General features: G+C 52.0%; 24 protein-coding genes and 1 other annotated feature. All 24 genes read right to left on the reverse strand.

Features of this window, described 5'->3' with window-relative positions; genetic code table 11:
• Nucleotides 1–7: 7 nt before the first annotated feature.
• The 24 genes from NSQ22_RS13605 to NSQ22_RS13720 all read right to left on the reverse strand — a co-directional run bounded on the left by NSQ22_RS13605 (nucleotide 8) and on the right by NSQ22_RS13720 (nucleotide 18,927).
• Complete coding sequence (locus NSQ22_RS13605; RefSeq protein ID WP_008881062.1) at nucleotides 8–451, reverse strand: ACT domain-containing protein; 444 nt, start codon at nucleotides 449–451, stop codon at nucleotides 8–10.
• 17 nt (nucleotides 452–468) lie between these two features.
• Nucleotides 469–1,770, reverse strand: coding sequence for a GTPase ObgE (gene obgE / locus NSQ22_RS13610; RefSeq protein WP_011887904.1), 1,302 nt, complete (start codon nucleotides 1,768–1,770; stop codon nucleotides 469–471).
• Between the two features lie 94 nt (nucleotides 1,771–1,864).
• Complete coding sequence (locus NSQ22_RS13615) at nucleotides 1,865–2,425, reverse strand: sporulation initiation phosphotransferase B (protein WP_008881064.1); 561 nt, start codon at nucleotides 2,423–2,425, stop codon at nucleotides 1,865–1,867.
• Nucleotides 2,426–2,602: 177 nt separating this feature from the next.
• The gene (gene rpmA, locus NSQ22_RS13620; RefSeq protein ID WP_008881065.1) at nucleotides 2,603–2,893 is read right to left on the reverse strand and encodes a 50S ribosomal protein L27; all 291 of its coding nucleotides are present in this window, start codon (nucleotides 2,891–2,893) and stop codon (nucleotides 2,603–2,605) included.
• A 15-nt stretch (nucleotides 2,894–2,908) separates the two neighbouring features.
• Nucleotides 2,909–3,241, reverse strand: coding sequence for a ribosomal-processing cysteine protease Prp (locus NSQ22_RS13625; RefSeq protein ID WP_011887906.1), 333 nt, complete (start codon nucleotides 3,239–3,241; stop codon nucleotides 2,909–2,911).
• 3 nt (nucleotides 3,242–3,244) lie between these two features.
• A complete protein-coding gene (rplU, locus tag NSQ22_RS13630) occupies nucleotides 3,245–3,553 on the reverse strand; it encodes a 50S ribosomal protein L21 (RefSeq protein WP_008881067.1) in 309 nt (102 codons plus the stop codon).
• A gap of 14 nt (nucleotides 3,554–3,567) precedes the next feature.
• Nucleotides 3,568–3,647: a sequence feature (ribosomal protein L21 leader region), on the reverse strand.
• Nucleotides 3,648–3,798: 151 nt separating this feature from the next.
• Entirely contained in the window at nucleotides 3,799–4,659 is an 861-nt protein-coding gene (locus NSQ22_RS13635) for a M50 family metallopeptidase (RefSeq protein ID WP_029760656.1), read from the reverse strand.
• A complete protein-coding gene (locus NSQ22_RS13640; protein WP_011887908.1) occupies nucleotides 4,652–5,419 on the reverse strand; it encodes a M23 family metallopeptidase in 768 nt (255 codons plus the stop codon). Before NSQ22_RS13640 ends, NSQ22_RS13635 begins: the two co-directional genes overlap by 8 nt.
• A gap of 434 nt (nucleotides 5,420–5,853) precedes the next feature.
• Entirely contained in the window at nucleotides 5,854–6,657 is an 804-nt protein-coding gene (gene minD, locus NSQ22_RS13645) for a septum site-determining protein MinD (RefSeq protein WP_008881070.1), read from the reverse strand.
• A gap of 2 nt (nucleotides 6,658–6,659) precedes the next feature.
• Nucleotides 6,660–7,352 (reverse strand): septum site-determining protein MinC, encoded by a 693-nt coding sequence (gene minC, locus NSQ22_RS13650; RefSeq protein WP_008881071.1) that lies wholly within the window; start codon nucleotides 7,350–7,352, stop codon nucleotides 6,660–6,662.
• Nucleotides 7,353–7,392: 40 nt separating this feature from the next.
• A complete protein-coding gene (gene mreD / locus NSQ22_RS13655; RefSeq protein ID WP_011887910.1) occupies nucleotides 7,393–7,911 on the reverse strand; it encodes a rod shape-determining protein MreD in 519 nt (172 codons plus the stop codon).
• On the reverse strand, nucleotides 7,908–8,774 hold the full coding sequence (gene mreC / locus NSQ22_RS13660; protein WP_008881074.1) for a rod shape-determining protein MreC: 867 nt from the start codon (nucleotides 8,772–8,774) through the stop codon (nucleotides 7,908–7,910). Before mreC ends, mreD begins: the two co-directional genes overlap by 4 nt.
• Before the next feature lie 20 nt (nucleotides 8,775–8,794).
• Nucleotides 8,795–9,817, reverse strand: coding sequence for a rod shape-determining protein (locus NSQ22_RS13665; protein WP_008881075.1), 1,023 nt, complete (start codon nucleotides 9,815–9,817; stop codon nucleotides 8,795–8,797).
• A gap of 157 nt (nucleotides 9,818–9,974) precedes the next feature.
• Nucleotides 9,975–10,655, reverse strand: coding sequence for a DNA repair protein RadC (gene radC, locus NSQ22_RS13670; protein WP_008881076.1), 681 nt, complete (start codon nucleotides 10,653–10,655; stop codon nucleotides 9,975–9,977).
• A 115-nt stretch (nucleotides 10,656–10,770) separates the two neighbouring features.
• A complete protein-coding gene (locus NSQ22_RS13675; RefSeq protein ID WP_008881078.1) occupies nucleotides 10,771–11,352 on the reverse strand; it encodes a Maf family protein in 582 nt (193 codons plus the stop codon).
• A gap of 118 nt (nucleotides 11,353–11,470) precedes the next feature.
• Nucleotides 11,471–12,637, reverse strand: a complete 1,167-nt coding sequence (locus NSQ22_RS13680) for a stage II sporulation protein D (RefSeq protein ID WP_339263639.1) — start codon at nucleotides 12,635–12,637, stop codon at nucleotides 11,471–11,473.
• A gap of 74 nt (nucleotides 12,638–12,711) precedes the next feature.
• The gene (locus NSQ22_RS13685) at nucleotides 12,712–13,146 is read right to left on the reverse strand and encodes a prepilin-type N-terminal cleavage/methylation domain-containing protein (RefSeq protein WP_029760654.1); all 435 of its coding nucleotides are present in this window, start codon (nucleotides 13,144–13,146) and stop codon (nucleotides 12,712–12,714) included.
• A gap of 18 nt (nucleotides 13,147–13,164) precedes the next feature.
• On the reverse strand, nucleotides 13,165–13,833 hold the full coding sequence (locus NSQ22_RS13690; protein WP_011887912.1) for a pilus assembly protein PilO: 669 nt from the start codon (nucleotides 13,831–13,833) through the stop codon (nucleotides 13,165–13,167).
• A complete protein-coding gene (locus NSQ22_RS13695; RefSeq protein ID WP_008881082.1) occupies nucleotides 13,830–14,405 on the reverse strand; it encodes a fimbrial protein in 576 nt (191 codons plus the stop codon). The genes NSQ22_RS13690 and NSQ22_RS13695 overlap by 4 nt, the downstream gene beginning before the upstream one ends.
• Nucleotides 14,395–15,327, reverse strand: a complete 933-nt coding sequence (gene pilM / locus NSQ22_RS13700) for a pilus assembly protein PilM (protein ID WP_008881083.1) — start codon at nucleotides 15,325–15,327, stop codon at nucleotides 14,395–14,397. Before pilM ends, NSQ22_RS13695 begins: the two co-directional genes overlap by 11 nt.
• A 25-nt stretch (nucleotides 15,328–15,352) precedes the next feature.
• On the reverse strand, nucleotides 15,353–16,099 hold the full coding sequence (locus NSQ22_RS13705; RefSeq protein WP_011887913.1) for an A24 family peptidase: 747 nt from the start codon (nucleotides 16,097–16,099) through the stop codon (nucleotides 15,353–15,355).
• A 5-nt stretch (nucleotides 16,100–16,104) separates the two neighbouring features.
• The gene (locus NSQ22_RS13710; RefSeq protein ID WP_171355523.1) at nucleotides 16,105–16,587 is read right to left on the reverse strand and encodes a type II secretion system protein; all 483 of its coding nucleotides are present in this window, start codon (nucleotides 16,585–16,587) and stop codon (nucleotides 16,105–16,107) included.
• Between the two features lie 86 nt (nucleotides 16,588–16,673).
• Nucleotides 16,674–17,885, reverse strand: coding sequence for a type II secretion system F family protein (locus NSQ22_RS13715; RefSeq protein WP_081156941.1), 1,212 nt, complete (start codon nucleotides 17,883–17,885; stop codon nucleotides 16,674–16,676).
• Nucleotides 17,872–18,927 (reverse strand): type IV pilus twitching motility protein PilT, encoded by a 1,056-nt coding sequence (locus NSQ22_RS13720; RefSeq protein WP_008881087.1) that lies wholly within the window; start codon nucleotides 18,925–18,927, stop codon nucleotides 17,872–17,874. The genes NSQ22_RS13715 and NSQ22_RS13720 overlap by 14 nt, the downstream gene beginning before the upstream one ends.
• Between the last annotated feature and the right edge of the window lie 12 nt (nucleotides 18,928–18,939).

Genomic DNA, 18,939 nt, shown 5'->3' on the forward strand with positions numbered 1-18,939 from the left:
CCTTGCTTTAATACACTCCCGAGCCGACAATTTCAACTTTTTCGACAAATTCAAGCCCCCTAAGTTTTGCCAACAGTTCATCAATGTCTTCATGCATATCGTTTGTGCTGACGGAAAGCGTCACGTTCGCCCGTCCTTGCAGTGGGATCGTCTGGTGGATCGTCAGCACATTGCAGCCTGCCGCTGCTACGACGCTAAGCAGCTGTGACAACGTGCCCGAGCGGTCTTCCAAATGAAAAAACAACGTGACGATATTTTCTTTCGTCACCGCCTGAAACGGAAAAATGGCATCGCGGTATTTATAAAAGACGCCGCGGCTAATGTTGGCGAGCTGAGCCGCCTCGGCAACCGAGGCGGCTTTTTTCCGCTCAAGCAGCTGTTTCGCCAGCACGACTTTTTTCATCGCTTCCGGCAAGATGTCTTCGCGCACTAAATAAAATTTTTTCTCCACCGCACCTTCCTCCGCTTTTATCGTTCATCCCAGTCATCGACAAACTCAAATTCGTAATCGAGCAGCCGGACGGTGTCGCCGTCTTTCGCTCCGCGCTCGCGCAACGCGTCGTCGACTCCCATGGCACGCAGTTGGCGGGCGAAGCGGCGCACCGATTCTTCACGCGAGAAGTCGGTCATTTTAAACAGTTTCTCAATTTTTTCACCCGACAAAATGAACGCCCCATCGCTGCCGCGGGTAATGGTAAACGGCAGCTCCTCTTTTTCGTATTTGTACACGACGCGCTGCACTGCCGGCTCTTCCAGTTCATGGAGCGGAAACTCCGGCGTTGTTTCGAGCAAATCAGCAATGGCAAACAGCAACTCGCGCACCCCTTGCCTTGTCGCTGCTGAAATCGGAAAGACGGGCACTGCCTCGCCGACTTTCTCTTTAAAGCGGCGCAAATTTTCTTCGGCGTTTGGCATGTCCATTTTATTAGCTGCGACAATTTGCGGCCGTTCAGTCAAGCGCAAATTGTATTGCTTCAACTCCTCGTTGATGACGACATAGTCGTCATACGGATCACGCCCTTCCACCGCGGCCATATCGATGACATGGACGATCACGCGAGTCCGTTCAATATGCCGCAAAAACTGATGTCCTAAGCCGACCCCCTCATGGGCGCCTTCGATGAGCCCCGGCAAGTCAGCCATGACAAAGCTGCGGCCGTCTTCCGTTTCGACGACGCCCAAATTCGGCACGAGTGTCGTAAAGTGGTACTCAGCAATTTTCGGTCTTGCTGCTGAAACGACGGACAATAACGTCGATTTGCCGACACTTGGGAACCCGACAAGGCCAACATCAGCGAGCAGTTTTAATTCCAAAATGACGTTCCGCTCCTCGCCTGGCTCGCCGTTTTCCGCGATCTCTGGCGCCGGATTAGCCGCGGTCGCAAACCGGGTGTTTCCTCGCCCGCCTCGCCCTCCTTTGGCGACGACAAACCGCTGTCCTTGTTCGGTCAAATCGGCGAGCACTTCGTTTGTATCGGCATCGATGACAACCGTCCCCGGCGGCACTTTGACAAGCAAGTCTTCAGCATTTTTGCCGTGCTGATTTTTCGACATGCCGTTTTCGCCGCGCGGCGCTTTAAAATGGCGTTGGTAGCGGAAATCCATTAACGTCCGCAGCCCTTCGTCGACGACGAACACAACGTCGCCGCCTTTACCGCCGTCTCCGCCAGCCGGCCCGCCTTTTGGGACATATTTTTCACGGCGAAACGCGACCATACCGTTGCCGCCGTCCCCACCTTTGACGTAAATTTTCACTTGATCGACAAACATAGCTGTTCCTCCGATTCGCTTCCATCATGGCGAAATTAGTGTAACTAATACTTATTATTGTATACAGAGCCAATTCAATGCTGTCAATATGTGCTCAAGAATAAGTCATTTCAGAGCGGATCAGCAGCTCAAGCTCCACGGTCAACTCTTCCGCACCGACAGCAAACGATACAAGCCGAAGCGGCGGCGCCGGCTCGCATCGTTCCAACCAAGCACGAACCGCTTCCTCGTCCTGCCATGCGCCACGATAATCAAAAAACAACAAGGCCCGCCCGTAAGACAGCTCGATCGACAAGCACACATGGTTTTCCGTCCGTCTATCGGCCTGCATCTCAAGCAAGCGAAGAAACTCGCGACACCATTCGGTCAACCGTTTGTCATACAATGACAAATCCGCTTCGCCGCCCGTGATTTCATACTCAAGACTAACCGGGCGCGGCTCCCAATTGTAAGTCATGACAAGTTCGGCGAATCGCTCGGCCTTCAAGTTCGTCAGCCGGGTTTCCTGCTGCATCTCACCGATAATGCCATTAATGACTTCCTGCACCCGTTCGATTTTATTGAGCGCCAAATGACCTTTAATGAGCTGAATTTTATTCAGCCAGTCATGGCGGGCATGGCGCATCACTTCAACGACCGTCCATCGCTTTTCCATTCACTGCTCCCCTATTCATGCGGCGCAGTTTCCCACACCGTCTTTTCTTCAGCCTCTTCTTCATCAAGAGGCCATTCACTTTTACTATAACATTTTCTGACATTAAACGGGAACGATTTTTCAAGGACAAAAAGAAAAACCCTAACCGGAATGGTTAGAGTTTTTCTCCGAAACAAATTACGCTTCTTGGCTAACCGGGTAGACGCTGACACGTTTCCGGTCGCGGCCGAGCCGCTCGAAACGAACGATGCCGTCGATTTTCGCGTACAGCGTGTCATCGCCGCCGCGGCCAACGTTCAAGCCCGGATGAACTTTCGTTCCGCGTTGGCGGTACAAAATCGAGCCGCCAGTGACGAATTGACCGTCAGCGCGTTTCGCACCAAGACGTTTTGCGATCGAATCACGGCCGTTTTTTGTCGAACCGACCCCTTTTTTCGAAGCGAAAAATTGCAAGTCGAGTCTCAGCATAGCAGTCACCTCCTGCTAGATAGATGTCACGCGGATAAACTTCCCGTAATCGCGTTCGATCGTCTTTAACGAGACGACCATCGCTTCCAACAATAATTGCACTTTCTCTGCCGTCGCTGCTTCTTCCAACTTCGGAAGCTCACAGCGAAGATAGCCTCCGTCTTGGCCAAGCGAAACGTGCGGGCGAACGCCGGTGAGCGCCTCGATGGCATTGATGGTGCCAAACGAGACGGCCGAAGCGCCGGCACATACGATATCTTGCCCGCGCTTGGCAAACTCGGCGTGCCCATCCATCGTAAACGCGCGAATGCGGCCGTCCGCTTCCCGTTCAATCGTGACGCGGATCATCGCTTACGCGTTGATTTTTTCGATGACGACTTTCGTATATGGCTGACGGTGGCCTTGTTTGCGGCGATAGTTCTTTTTCGCTTTATATTTGAAGACGATAATTTTCTTTTGTCGGCCGTGCTTTTGCACTTTCGCCGTAACCGTCGCACCTTCGACTGTCGGATTTCCGATTTTCACCGTTTCCCCGCCGACGAACAGCACTTTGTCAAACGTCACCGTATCGCCTTCATTAGCATCCAATTTTTCAATGTAAATTTCTTGGCCTTCTTGTACTTTCAATTGTTTACCGCCAGTTTCGATAATTGCGTACATGCCTCGCACCTCCTTTATGAACTCAGACTCGCCAGCGTCAAGGCGGTTCCAACCGGAACACTTCACAACCCGCGCTGAGCGGTTGTAGTACGGGTGCGTCTTTTTGCGACAGCCGCCCTCTTTTGTCCCTGCTATTAAGGGACAAAAAGTCTACAACGTTAACTATAGTAACATACAAACGACCGGCCGTCAACCGCAATCTTCTCCCCAGAGGGGAATGAAACGGTTCAAACGGCCAGCCGTCATCAATAAATGAGAGCGCCAAGCGGCGCATCAGTCCGCTTTTCAGCAAAAAATGCGTGCAACAGTTCGTTTTCATCAAGCGCCGTCCGTTCGCGTCCATTGCGGACGACGACGATCGCATGTTTTTGGCCGCGATAAAAGCGTTGCAGCACAGCAGAGATGCGCTCGTCCGCTGGGGCGGTGATCGTCTGCAGCCTTGCGTAATCCCCCTTTTTCCCGTAATACCGCTCAAGCAAAAAGCGCATAACAATATATGGATGTTGTTTTTTCTCTTGCCAAAGCGCATACGCCAAAAAGACTGCAATCGTCCATAAATCAAGCTGACGTGGCATGAATACAAGCAAAAGGATGATACTGGCCGCCAGCACAGCCGCTGATATCGCAACCATCTTCCGGTGCGCCTCGCTGAACGGACGGTGATACGACAACAGCAAAAACAGCAGTTTACCGCCGTCAAGCGGCCAGATCGGCAGCAAATTTAAACTAAAAACAGCCACGTTATAACGGAAAAACAATTCCCAACTCCCGTCATCCATCCAGCCCGCCTTCCACAAAAAAAACGCAGCCGTTGTCAACCAAAGATGCTGTGCCGGTCCGGCGAGCGTGACAATCCATTCTTCGCGGAATGGACGGTTTCCATGCTCTTCTACTTCTGCCACTCCGCCGAACGGCAGCAACAAAATCCTCTTTATCCGCCAAGAAAAAAACGCCGCTGCCACCGCATGGCCAAGTTCATGGACAAGAACGATAAAAAACAGCAAACAAAGCTGCTTAAAATGGGCAGTCAATACCGCCATGCCGCCGATCAGCCATAATAACGGATGAACGTGCAACTTTCCAAGCAGCCCTAGATACTTATTCAAAGGAGATCACCTGGATCGGATCGATAAATTGCTCCCCTTGCTTAATGGCAAAATAAAACAACCCTTTCTGTTTTTCTTTATCACTCGCCTGGGCGGTACCGACTTCTTTTCCCATCTCGATAAAATCGTACAGCTTCACCGAAATGGTGCCTAAATGGCCATACCACGTCTCACTGCCATCCGCATGCTGAATGATGACCGTTTTTCCGAGCTTCTCCTTCGTGCCGGCAAACGTGACGATCCCTTCTTTCATCGCTTCGACTTTCGCCTCACTCTCTGTTTCGATCATCACCCCTTGACCATTTTCGTCAAAGCTTTCAAGCACTCGACCGGAAACTGGCACCGCGTATGAGGACGCTATTTCCGTTTTTGTCCCTTTTTTTGGCGCAAAAAAGGCGAGCGGCTCGCCGAACATGTTTTCATACCAAGCCGAAACAGCCGCAAACTGAAATTCTGTTTCCATCGTCCGCACGACAAACTGCCGTGCCGGTTCAAGCGAAGCGGATGGATGCCTGAACAAAATGGCGGTCACTAACACGAGACAGGCGGCGATGAGCGTTTTAAAAAGAAACCACTCTTTGCGGAACAGCGGATGGGACTCTGATTCAAACGAATAGCGGTCATACGTGACGACCGGCAGCCCGTACCGTTCCTCGTCCGCTATCCCCCACACCGGCTCCTTTCGCTTTTTTGATTGATATTGGCGCTCTTTTCGCCGCTTTTCAATTCGCTTTTTCATCTCTCGAATGCGTCGGTCCATATGTCCCCCCTCCACCTTTCTAACAACGTTTGTACTAATTTATGAGACAACCTCATTGAATATGAACAAGCGTTTTTCACCGAGCCCATCTCTATGGCCAAGGCTCCTCGCTTCCAAAGACGGACGTGTTTACATCCTAACTATTTTCTAAGAAGCCTTGTTTGCATCAGGTTCCCCATCCACCTTACTAAAATACTTGCAGCATTATAAAAAAGAGGGCGTCTCTAAAGCAACGAGACACCCTTTCTACCACCATATACACATATCAAACGAATCCGTCAGTCTATATCTGATGTTTTGTTGAGGGCAAACGGCCTTTTGGGTTTTCCTTTTACCCCCATATTCTCTCATGCTGAGCCGCTGTATGCCGGAGCCTTCCTCGAACGATGAGCAAAACAAAAAGGGCAATTTCCCCTCGGAATTGCCCCATTCCTCTATTTCAAACTAAAGATTTTCCGAATCTTAGAGAACAGTCCTTTCTCTTCTTCCTCAAGTGGCGGCAACGGCACTGACTCGCCAAGAATACGGCGCGCGATGTTGCGGTAAGCGATTGACGCTTTGCTGTTCGGGTCAAGGACGATCGGCTCGCCGCGGTTAGACGCTTTGATCACGTTTTCATCGTCGACGATAATGCCGAGCAGCTCAATCGATAAGTGCATGACAATTTCATCAACATCCAACATATCTCCGTTTTTCACCATATTGCTGCGAATGCGATTGATGATGAGGCGTGGCGGCTTGACGTGCTCTTCCGCTTCAAGCAGGCCGATGATGCGATCCGCATCGCGAACGGCCGATACTTCCGGTGTCGTGACGACGATCGCCTCATCCGCACCGGCGACGGCATTGCGGTAGCCTTGCTCAATGCCGGCTGGACAGTCGATGAGCACATAATCGTATTCTTGCTTCAGCTGCTCGATCATCTCTTTCATCTGTTCCGGATTGACCGCCGACTTATCGCTCGTTTGCGCCGCCGGCAGCAAATACAAATGGTTATCGAACCGCTTATCTTTGACAAGCGCTTTTTGTACCGTACAGCGTCCTTCAACGACATCCACTAAATCATAAATAATTCGGTTTTCAAGCCCCAACACGACATCAAGGTTGCGCAGCCCGATGTCCGTATCGACGAGGCACACCCGCTTCCCCAAAATGGCGAGGGCCGTCCCAAGGTTCGCGGTCGTCGTCGTTTTGCCGACACCGCCCTTCCCGGAAGTAATGACGATCGCTTCTCCCACGGTTACATTCTCCTTTCTAAGCGCGTCAAATTCGGCCGCAAATGCATGAGCAGCTGCAGGCGGTCAACAACAATTTGATTATGTTCATTAATATAAGCACATTCCATTTCATTTCTTTCGTCCGTTTTGTAATCGGGAGCACGATTCATGACATCGCCGATGCGCAGCTGCATCGGCTTCATCACTGACGCGGCAATGATCGCCTCTTTATTCCCAGCGTATCCAGCATGGGCGATGCCGCGCAAGGCGCCGAGGATGAAAATGTTGCCTCCGGCAATCACCGTTCCACCGGGGTTCACATCACCGAGCAGCAGCAAATCCCCCTCGACGTGAAGCACTTGCCCGGAACGAACAATGCGCGAGACAGTGACGATTTCCGTTTTCTGTACCCATTCGATCGCTTCTGCTTTCGATATCACATTGCTCTCGATCGAATCGACGACCAAGTTTTTCGAACGGCGGATGAGCGCTCGCAACTCCTCCTCTTGGGCGGGCGTTAAGTAGCGATTTCCAACTTTCAGATGAACGGAGACGAGCGGGCTGTTGGCCGCGACGCTGGAGCGTTTGACGAGACGCTCCTCAATTTCTTTCATTAAATCATCGTACGAGCAGCGGTCATCAAGATACAGCGTCAGCCCATCTTTCGTCCCTTTAATCGTCACGTACTGCTGCTTTTGTTTTGCCACAACGTTCACCCCAACGAATAATTCTACAGAACGGGCCGTTTTTCCTCTTTTATTCTTCCTGCTCCAATCGGCGAATTTTGGTCAGCCACCGTCCGAGCGGGTACGAGAAGATGAGCAAAAATGCGATGTTTAACAGCAGCGTCGGCCATAACCGGCGATCCCAAAAAACAGAAAACGACCAATCTGTCCGCCCGATCAACAGCTGAATGCCGTACACATAACTGTCAAGCAGGGCAATAGCCAACACCGATAACAAAAACGCAACCGCCCAGCTCTGGTGAAACCATTTTGTTGCTTTGCCCGCTATATAGGCGATGAGCGTATAGGCAAAGGCGTTAACACCGAGCAGTTCCGTATAGATGCAATCATATAGGAACCCGAAAATGAAGCCGTAGCCCATCGCCCGCGTCCCGCCAAGGTAAACAGCCATTAGCACTAAAAAAACGAGAAAAAAACGGGGCACAAAAAAATAGCGAATATATAAGTCACCCTTCGGCCATACATCAACAAAAATGCTTTCGCTGACAAAACATAACACCGCAAGGAAAGGGAGCTGCCACTTTTTCACTTTGCCTCCTCCTCTTCTTGCAGTGTCTTATCGATTTTTCGTTTCACAATCATTACATCGTCAATATCATACAAGTTGGCAAACGGTTTGACATAGACGATTTGCGTCAGTCCGTACTGATCTGGTTTGACCTCGGTCACTTCGCCGATCGGCAATCCTTTCGGAAACACACCACCGAGGCCGGAAGTCAACACTTTTTGCTTTTTTTTCACTTCGGCATCAATCGGAATTTCGCCGAGCACTAGTTCACGCCGCTTTTCATCGTACCCTTCGATTAACCCAAATACATTTTCATTCCCTTGGACGTAGGCGGAAATGCGGTTGTTTTGATCAAGCGCGCTTAACAGTTGCACCGTGGACGTAAATTGGGAAGCGTGCTGCACCTTGCCGACAAGCCCGGCCGGGGTAATGACCGCCATATCTTTTTTGACCCCATGCTGAATTCCTTTGTTGACAATGATCGTCTCCCGCCAACGCTCCGGGTTTCTCCCGATCACTGTTGCCTGAATCGGAATAAAGTCGCGCAAGCTCTCCTTTTTATCAAGCAGCTCGCGCAGCCGCTCATTTTCCTGGCGCAGCGCCTCGACCTCTGTCTGCAGTGCCGTATATTCCTCAAGCCTTGCTTTCAATACCTCGTTTTCCTCATATGTATGGCGGAGGTCGTTCACATTTTCAAAGAAGCCCGCGACAAACTGTGCGGGCTTCTCAAACAGAAGCTGAATACCCCCAGCAGTGTCTTTAATAAACTGCTCTGGCCATGTCAGTTCCTCACGGTTGCGCAACGAAAAACCGATCAACATGACAAGAATGACAATGCTGACAAGCAAAAAAATGAGGCGCTTATTTCCAAAAAACTGTGACATGCGTCAGCACCTTCTTACTGTCAGCGATGGTCTCTCGCCTTGTTTTTGAACAAGTCAATATGGTCAAGCGCTTTGCCGGTGCCTATCGCCACGCAATCCAATGGATTCTCAGCCACGATGACCGGCATGTCCGTTTCCTTGCTGATGACCTTGTCCAAATTGCGCAACAAAGCCCCACCGCCCGTCAATACAATGCCGCGATCCATAATGTCGGCAGCCAGCTCCGGCGGCGTTTTTTCAAGCGTATTTTTCACCGAATCGACGATCGCATAAACGGTATCATGCAACGCCTCTGCTACTTCTTCCGCGCTAATTTCAATCGTTTTCGGCAACCCAGTCAATAAGTCGCGGCCGCGAATTTCCATTTTGCCGATTCCTTCTACATCTCCAGCTGAACCGATTTCCATTTTGATCGCTTCCGCCGTCCGCTCGCCGATCATCAAATTGTACATTTTGCGGATATATTGGATGATCGCCTCATCCATTTCATCACCGGCAACGCGAATCGACTGGCTTGTCACGATGCCGCCGAGCGAAATAACCGCCACTTCGGTCGTGCCGCCGCCAATATCAACAACCATGCTGCCGGTCGGCTCCCATACCGGCAAGTTGGCACCGATTGCCGCCGCAAACGGTTCTTCAATCGTATACGCATCGCGCGCTCCAGCCTGGCGTGTCGCATCAACGACCGCCCGCTCTTCGACCGCTGTGATGCCATACGGTACACATACCATCACATACGGCTTGCTCGCAAATATCCCTTTCGTTTTGATGGCCTTGCGGATGTAGTACTTCATCATGGTCGCTGTCGTCTCATAATCAGCGATGACGCCGTCCTTCATCGGCCGCAGCGCCACAATGTTGCCCGGCGTGCGCCCGATCATGTTTTTCGCTTCATTGCCAACGGCGACAATTTGCTTTGTATCGCGCTGAATAGCAACGACTGACGGCTCTCTGAGCACGATGCCCTTTCCTTTTACGTAAACAAGTGTATTCGCTGTCCCTAAGTCGATTCCAAGATCTTTTGTTCCAAACCCAAGCATATTGTCGATCTTCCTTTCCGAAACGAAATGCGTATCATCTTTATATTGGCAAAATTGGTCGGATGTCAGTCATTTATAAGTTGTACAGCACCGCCCAAGCAGATTCAGAAAAACTCATAATTGATATTATACCTGATTCGACAAAAAATGAGAACCGTTAGACGTATCCTTTTTCTTTCAAACTGATGAATTTTTGGTCGCCGATAATGAGATGATCCAAGAGTTCGATGCCGATAATGCGTCCGCATTCAGCGAGCCGTTTTGTGACATCGATGTCTTCACGGCTTGGGGTCGGATCGCCAGAGGGGTGATTATGCACGCAAATGACCGAGGCGGCGGATCGTTTGATCGCCTCTTTAAACACTTCGCGTGGATGGACAATTGAGGCGTTTAAACTTCCGATGAATACCGTTTTGCGGTGGATGACTTGGTTTTTCGTATTCAAATAAATGGCAACAAAATGTTCTTGCGATAAAAAGCGCATATCTTCCATCACGTATTTGGCTCCGTCCTCCGGACAACGGATGACATAGCGGTCATTGTAGCCGGACTGGTGAATGCGCCGGCCAAGCTCAAGCGCGGCTAAAATTTGCACCGCTTTCGTCGGGCCAATTCCTTTAATGCTGGTCATTTCTTCAACCGTCGCGTCTTTCAGCAGCCTCAGCCCTTCAAAATGCTGGAGAACACGCTGGGCGAGCTGCACGACTGACTCGTCTTTCGTCCCGGTGCGCAGCAAAATCGCCAATAACTCATGATCGGATAAGCTTTCCGGCCCGGATGCCAGCAACCGTTCACGCGGCCGGCTGTCTTTCGGCACGTCACGAATCATCCACGTCATCGTATCTCCCCTTTTTTTGTGATCATCGTCTCCCCTTCAATTGAGGAGCAAACACCGCTTAGGGACGCTTTTTGGGCCTGCCCAAAGAGCGGCCAGCCGCCCACGTTTTGCACGCCTACGCTCCCGACGACGGCCACCCGAATCGGCGCAGTTCTCTTACCGTCCGCGACAGCGGCAGGCCAACGACATTGAAATAATCGCCTTCAATCCGTTTGACAAACAGGGCGGCCTGTCCTTGAATACCGTACGCCCCTGCCTTGTCCATCGGCTCCCCGGTCGCAATGTAGGCGGCGATCTCTTCTTCGCTTAACTCCCAAAACGTCACCGCCGTTTTTTCAGCGAACGACACCACTTCTCCATTCGGCGTTGCAATGGCGACACCAGTCCACACATCATGCGTCCGCCCAGACAAAAGGCGCAATATATCAAATGCTTCTTCGGCGGTATGCGGCTTCCCTAAAAAGCGATCACCGTACACAACCATCGTGTCAGCCCCGAGAATGTAAGCATCGGGTATCGACGGCATGACCGCCTCGACTTTCCGGCGGGCAAGCATTTGAACAGCTTCTTCAGGAGGTGTTCCAGGAGCGATCGTTTCATCGGCTTGGCTTTCTTGCACATCGAACGGCCAACCGGTCATCTCGAGGAGCTGTTTGCGGCGCGGGGAGCGGGAAGCAAGTACTAACCGTGGGGGCATGAACCATTCTCCTTTCCTTCGCTTCGGTTCGGAAGATTCATTTGTATCGTAGCAAATTTTTCACCGGAAGACAATTTTCCACAGTCAAGAAGCAAAAAAGAAAAAACGGAGCCTGTTTTTAGCTCCGCAACGGCACGAGTTCCATATACGTGCTTAGCGCCTCAAGCAGCTGTTGTTGGGCTTTGCTAAGCAGCGCTTCGTCTTGATTTTCTTTGTAGGCGGCAAGCGCCAAATACGCCTGCTTTAGCGCTTCGACATAGTTTTGAACCGTTTTGTCGTTTGATACTTTGCTTTTTTCCAACGAACCGTACGCCTTGCTCAACGCTTGCCATTCCTCTTTGCTTGCATCCTTGCCGGCAAGCAAAGCGGCAGAGAGCGCTGCCATATTTCCGTACAATTTCTCTCCTTTTTGTACGATATCCGACCGCGCCTTCGTTTCGGCAGCAAACGCCAGCTCCTTCACGTACGTGCTTGGCACAGCCTCACGATATTTGTTGTTGACCGCCCGCAACCCTTCCTTATCCGTGCCGACCGCAATATAGAGCGCCGCCGGCTTCTGGCCGGCAATGACGACCGGCACGCCCGCTTCTTGAATCGATTTGGCTGCTCGTGCGGCTGCCTTAGAGTCGGAATAAACCCCGGCTTGAATCACTGCGATCGAAAATGGCGCAGGTATCGTACTTTCCTCACGTTCTCCATCCGTCGCTGTTCCAGCTTCGGCGAGTTCCGTCATCGCTTCAGCTGCCGGCGACGGCTCTGCTTTTTCCTTCGGAATCAGGCGAAGCATCGTCATACCAAACGCCATGCCAACGAAAGCGGCAATCGCCGCCGCTAGAAACAGTGACTTGGCATGCGGAGGCAATCGCCACGCCCACCGCTTTTGGCCGGCTTTCTTCTTTTTTTGAATCGCTTCTGAAATCGAGATGGTTTGTTCGTCCACCTCTTCCAGGGCGGCCGCTTCTTCCTCTTTGACCGTTTCAAACGCCTGCTTTTCCGCCTTTTGTTCACCGATTTGCCGACCGTTTCTTTGATTTTCATCCGTTTGTCGACCGTCCGCTTGAGACGAACACGCTTGATGACGATCGGCCGGTTTTCCATCATTGGCGGGAGTTGCAGAAGGGCGCTCTTCAGATCGGTGCTCCCTAGGCTCGTCCGGCTGATTCCCTTCCGATGGGCGCCTGATCGTAAACGGCTGCGGATGTCCGTTAATGTTCACCGTAATGCCCGAGCGCTGCTTGTCCATTTTGTCACCACCCTTCTTCGTGCTTCGATTTCTTTCGCCCATCTTACCATAAATGAAAAAAAAAAGAACAAGACATTTGTCGTCTTGTTCCCGCTTCTTTTCTTCATTTTCCGACATTACCGGTCACGAATCGCTTCGCTTGTTAACGCCTCGACAGGAATCGGCTGTTCGCGTCCCCGGTAATCGCAAAGCTGCTTCGTCTCCTCTTTCAAACAAACGGCATAGTCGATCCCGTCGCCTTCCTGTTTCGTCACGAGCACGTACGACGGATTCGTCTCTATGGATAGTACGTTCCCGGTAAACGGATCTTGGATCGGGTGAAGCAAGCCGTGTTTCACCAGTTCACTATAGGACAATACCGCCGATGAACGAGCCGGCAAAAACTCGACGCTTTCTGCGCCGACATACAGCCGCGCCACCTCATACAAGCCATACGCATCGGAAACAAACGCCCGCTCGCGCGCCTTTTCAATCACAGCGACAATACCGACAATCGCCAACACAACAAGGAGCTCGATGAGCGTCATTCCACGCTTTACCCGCCCCAATATGGTCGCCCCTCCGACTAGCTACGGACTCACCGATGGCGCGATTTCTGTCAGCGGGTTATCCTTGTCGCCTGGCGGCGGAACATCCCGTGCCGGCAGGAGCTGTTTCCATTTTTCAAGCTTCGGTGCATAAAAGGCGCGAACTGTTAGCGAATACGTCAACGGATGGATATCCGTTGACGTTGAGGTCAACTCTGGCGGCCCGGTAAACGTGAGCGACTCAATGGCCATAATGCGCTCAGCCCGCTCTAACGTTTCTAAAAATCGTTCAAGCTGGTAATACGATGGCGACTGAACCGTCAGCTGCGCACTCACCGTCTCAATACTAGTTGGTGGAGCACCCGTTTCATCTCTGCTTACCTGCTCCTTTTCGGAAAAGCGAATATTTACCAATAAGCTGTCCGAGACGTACTCCGCCTTTTGAAACTCAAGCAACAGTTGGTCGATGAGCGGGCGGGTCGGCACTTTTTTTTGCAGCGCGGCGAGGCTTTCCAACGCCTCTCCTTCCTTTGGCGAAACGTTTTGCTCCATGGCAGCGAGCACTTTTTTCTCGCTTTGCACCATGGCGGCGAGCCGGTCAATTTCCTGGTAGCGCGGCGCTAACAAGAGAAAATAAAACGCGGTGCCGACAGCGGCAACAAGCAGCAATACAATGGAAACTGCTAGCCATTTGTTTACGCGACCGGTCATGGCGATGTCTCCTTTTTTTCGGCTTGGCCGATTTTTAGCTCATATTGCGCCATATAGCGCGGCACGATCATTTCCGTCTCAACTTCACCGCTTTGGCTGCTGGCAGAAACCTCTGTCAGCTTCACCTCTTTGACTATGTCCACCGCCTCTAACCGGGCTAAATAATAGGCCGCTTCTTCGGCGGTATCAAACTGAACCGTCATCGTCACCGTCTGCCGGTCGGCATAGGAAAATTTCATGATAAAGCCGCGCTCAGGCAACTCTTTTGTCAACGCGCGCAACAGTGGCACTGTTTTAAACGGATAGCGGTTCGCCCACTCCACCGCCTTGGACAGCTCTTGCCTCCCTTGCTGTTGCTCGGCATCCTTCTGTTTGGCGGCCGTCGCGGCCTGCAGGGCGCGCACTTGCTTCAATTCCGCTTCAAGCGCCGCTTGACGGCTGTTGGCACGTTCCATCAGCCAGTATCCCCCGGCGGCGCCGATGAGGAGAAGAAGGATGACCAAGACCGTCAACACGACGCCGAACGTATGGCGCGGCTCTTTCCGCGGCAATAAGTTGATGTCAACGATCATCGTCAGTCATTCCCTCTTTCAACGCCAGCCCCCAGGCGAGATGATACCGGTCCGGCAGCGGATCGAGTGAATAGGAAAGCCGCTCGGGCGGTACGTCAAGCCGCTCCGCCAAGGCAGCGAAGGCATCGGCAAGCTGCGGGTGATCACCGATGAGGAACAGGCGCGTAATTTGCTGTTTTCCTTGTTGGAGAGAAAATGAATAAAAGTTCATCATCCGCTCGATTTCCTTATACACATCCACAAACGGGTCAACGATCGGCACGGTTCGCTCCTCGAGCATCTCAAGCGGCAAATGGCGCATAAACAGCGGCAAATGGCGGTGAAAGGCACTTACATTCACCGCCGAGCGATCAAGCTGCACGAGCAAAATATGATCATCTGCCGCTGCTTGTCCGGCGGCATAAAACGGACGGTAAGCGCAAAGCGGCGACACGTCGGCCGCCACCGGCCGCAAATCAGCATCCTCAAGGAGCGCCGCATATTCCGCCACCGCTTCCTCCGGTGCAGCAAACAATAGCACGTTTAGCGCCTCTTCCGTCCGTTCGACCACCGCGTAGTCGAACACCGGATCGGCAAACGGAAGCGGGATCGATTCACCAAGTTCCATAAACAAATATCCGCGAATGTCATCGTCCGGCAAATGAGGAGGAAGCGACACGGTGCGGATCATGACAAACGGATCGGGGACGACAAAGCGGACGCGCCGCCCGCCAAGCTTCCATTCGTCGACGCATTCCTCTAAAATCATCGCCAATGTTTCCGCATCAACGATTTTTCCGTCGCGAATGAGGCCAGGCGGTAGTTCGCGCTCACCCCACCGCTTCGCCTCCGGCGGATTCCCCGGCTTCGCTTCCACACAACGGACGACATGGTCTTTAATGACAATATTCGCTTGTTTTGCCTTTCGCCGCCATAACGCCATGGTTGTCTGCTTCCTTTCTACCGTCCTACATCATAAGCGAAAGATACGCACGCACCATCGCCTCGCCAAAGAAAAACGCTGTCAGCGTCCCGAGCGCAATAGCCGGCGCAAACGGCATCGGCACGCCGCGTCGCACATGGCCGAGCGCCATGCCGACCAACCCGATCACTGTACCATACAATGCCGCCAAGAAAAACGCGAGCAACACCATTTTCCAGCCAAGCACAAATCCAAGCACGGCAAACAGTTTTACATCGCCGCCGCCCATCCCGCCTTTTGATAGCACGGCAATCAGCAGTAACAACAAAAACCCCACCGCCGCACCAATGAGCATGTCCATCCACGGCAAAAACGGAATGAAGAGCCGTTCTATCAAAAACAAGGCGGCAAATACCACAAGCACCCGGTCCGGGATGAGCATATAGCGAAGGTCAGAAACAACGATAATGGCAAAAAGCGCAATCAACGTCCAAACGATAATAAGCCGTCCACCCCAACCGACCCACGTTGGTGCAGCGGTAAACAAGATAGCCGTCGCGAGCTCCATCGCCGGGTAAAGGGGGGAAATGCGCCCCCCGCACCCTTTGCACCGCCCGCGCTGCACAACATACGACACAACCGGAACCAACTCCCTCGCCGACAACGTCCGCCCGCACGCCGGACAATGCGACCGCGGCCGGACGATCGACTTCCCGACCGGCACCCGCAGCCCGACGACGTTAAAAAAGGAGGCGAGGAGAAGGGAAATAATAAATAAATAGCTTAAGACCATGGTCCTCATAAGGAGTTATTTTCAGGATTTTGAGATGAATTGTTTCTAACTTGTTTACGATCTAATTTATTTTCATTGACAGCTTCTCCATTATCATTCTGAACGCCCCGTTTATCATTAATCAATTTAACGCTGTAAGACAATTTATTATTATCATTGCTAATCATGACATACGAGTCAGTTTTATTATAAGTTCCTCCATCTGGATCTTTTACTTTTTCTAGATATCCATTGCTCTCTAGTTTCTTCAGTTCAATTTTTACGGGCTTACTGCCATCAGGTATAAGACTTTTATCCGCCGTCACTGCAATTTTCGCTGCATTGATCATTTGCTGCGCATTGGCGACATGCGCATCCTTTTTCGAATTGTCAATCAATCCCCCAATCGATGGAACCGCAATCGCCGAGATAATCCCTAAAATGACGACGACGGCGAGCAGTTCGATGAGTGTCAAACCACGCTCGTTTTTGATGATTCGCTTCAACATCATTCCCTCTCCCTTTCTGTTAAATTAGAATGTTGCCCCTACTATTCTATAACGAGGAAATAAAAATAAGAATATATTCTTATTGACTATTGTTGGACACGACCGAAAATATCATACATCGGTATGATGATGGAGGTGACGATAGTCCCGACAACACCAGCAAGCAGCACGATCATGATCGGTTCGATGAGCGATTTGAGGCGATCGGTGCCGGCGTCGACTTCCGCTTCGTAAAAGTCGGCGACTTTGCCGAGCATGGCGTCAAGTGCCCCCGTCCGTTCGCCGATGGCGATCATTTGCGCCACAAGCGGCGGAAACGCCCAATGGCGACGGAGTGGCTCGGCGAGCGACTGGCCGCGCTCAAGGGCGGTGCGTGCTTCATCAAGGACGGAAGCGATCACTTCATTTTCAACGACGCGCCCGACGATGGCCAGCGCCTCTAAAATCGGCACCGAGCTCGAGACGAGCGAGCTAAGCGTTCGCGTCATACGGGCGAGCGCCGCCTTTTGCACAAGTTTGCCAAAAATCGGCAGCCGCATCGCTGCGTAATCGAAATAATACTTCACCTCCTTTCGCTGCCGGAGAGCGATGAACAATACGTATACGCCCATGATCAGCAGCACCATCGCCCACCAGTAATGTTGCATCACGTTGCTTGTTTTGAGCACAAACTTCGTAATCGCCGGCAGCTCGGCGTGAAAATCGGCAAACATCTCCACAAACGCCGGCACGACAGCCACAAGCAAAAAGATGACGACCGCCGTGGCGATGATGGCAATAGCGATCGGATAAGCGAGCGCCGAGACGATTTTTTGCCGCGTCCGGTGCATTTTTTCAAAATGATCAGCAAGACGGTCGAGCGTCTCGTCAAGCGTTCCGCTCGCCTCTCCAGCGCGCACCATGTTGACAAACAGCGACGGAAACAGGCGTGGATGGCGCGCCGCGGCCGTCGAGAGCGGATTCCCGCCGCGCAATGACTGTTCGATGTCCGAAAGCGCCCGAGCAAGCGACTTGCTCTCGGTCTGCTCGGCTAAAATATGAACCGAGTCAACAATCGTCACCCCTGCGCGCACGAGCGTCGCAAACTGGCGCAAAAAAATGACAAAGTGCTGCGGCTTCACAGCGCGGCCGAACGAAATTTCTTTGTTCCATATCGATGGCGGCACTTCAGTAAGCACCATCGGGCGAATCCCTTTTTCCCGCAGTTTGATGGCTGCCTCGCGCCGCGAGACGGCGGTGATCATCCCCGCCTTTTTTCGCCCGCTCCGATCGCGCCCCTCGTACTTAAATTGTGCCATGTTCGCCACGCTCCCCTACCAAATACGCCTCGGCTGCACGTGGATCGATGCGCCCGTCGGCCACAAGCTCTTTGATGCTCATTTCCATCGTCTGCATGCCAACGTTTTTGCTTGTTTGCATCACGTTAACGATTTGATGTTCTTTTTCATTACGAATTAAGTTGGCGACCGCGGAATTATTGATTAAAATTTCGAACGCTGCCACTCGTCCGTTCCCCCGGCTATTCGGAAACAGACGTTGGGCGATGACTGCGACAAGAACGGAAGCGAGCTGCAAGCGAATTTGCGTCTGCTGGGCCGACGGAAAAACGTCAATCATCCGCTCGATCGCCGCCGGCGCGCTTGCCGTATGCAGCGTGCCTAATACGAAATGCCCCGTTTCCGCGGCGGTGATCGCCGTTTGAATCGTCTCCAAATCGCGCATTTCCCCGACTAAAATGACATCCGGATCTTGGCGAAGTGCAGCGCGCAAACCAGCGGCAAAGCTGCCGGTGTCAAACCCGATTTCACGCTGGTCGATGATCGATTTTCCATGTTTATGTAAATATTCGATCGGATCTTCGAGCGTAATGATATGTTTGGACATCGTTTTGTTCATATAGTCGATCATGGCTGCCAATGTCGTCGATTTACCACTGCCGGTCGGCCCGGTGACAAGCACGAGCCCATGCGGCCTTTCGGCGATGCGTTTTAAGACGGCCGGCATGCCAAGCTCCTCAAGTGTCGGGATGCGCATCGGAATGAGGCGCACAGCTAAAGAAACACACGACCGCTGTTTAAACACATTTAAACGGAAGCGGGAAACTCCGGTTATGCCGTACGAAAAGTCGAGCTCCCCTGTTTCTTGAAACTGCTGCCAAAGCGGCGGTGGAATGATGGCTTTTGCCATTTGTTCGGTCTCTTCCGGACGAAGCCGCTCATGGCCGTATGCTTTCAGTTCCCCGTCTACACGAAAAATCGGCGGTGCGCCGACAGTTAAATGCACATCGGACGCACGGCATTCAAAGGCGGCACGTAATAACGCCTCAAGTTTTTCTTTCATGGATCTCACCTA

This window comes from Geobacillus sp. FSL K6-3411, from assembly GCF_037965715.1.
Lineage (GTDB): Bacteria > Bacillota > Bacilli > Bacillales > Anoxybacillaceae > Geobacillus > Geobacillus thermodenitrificans.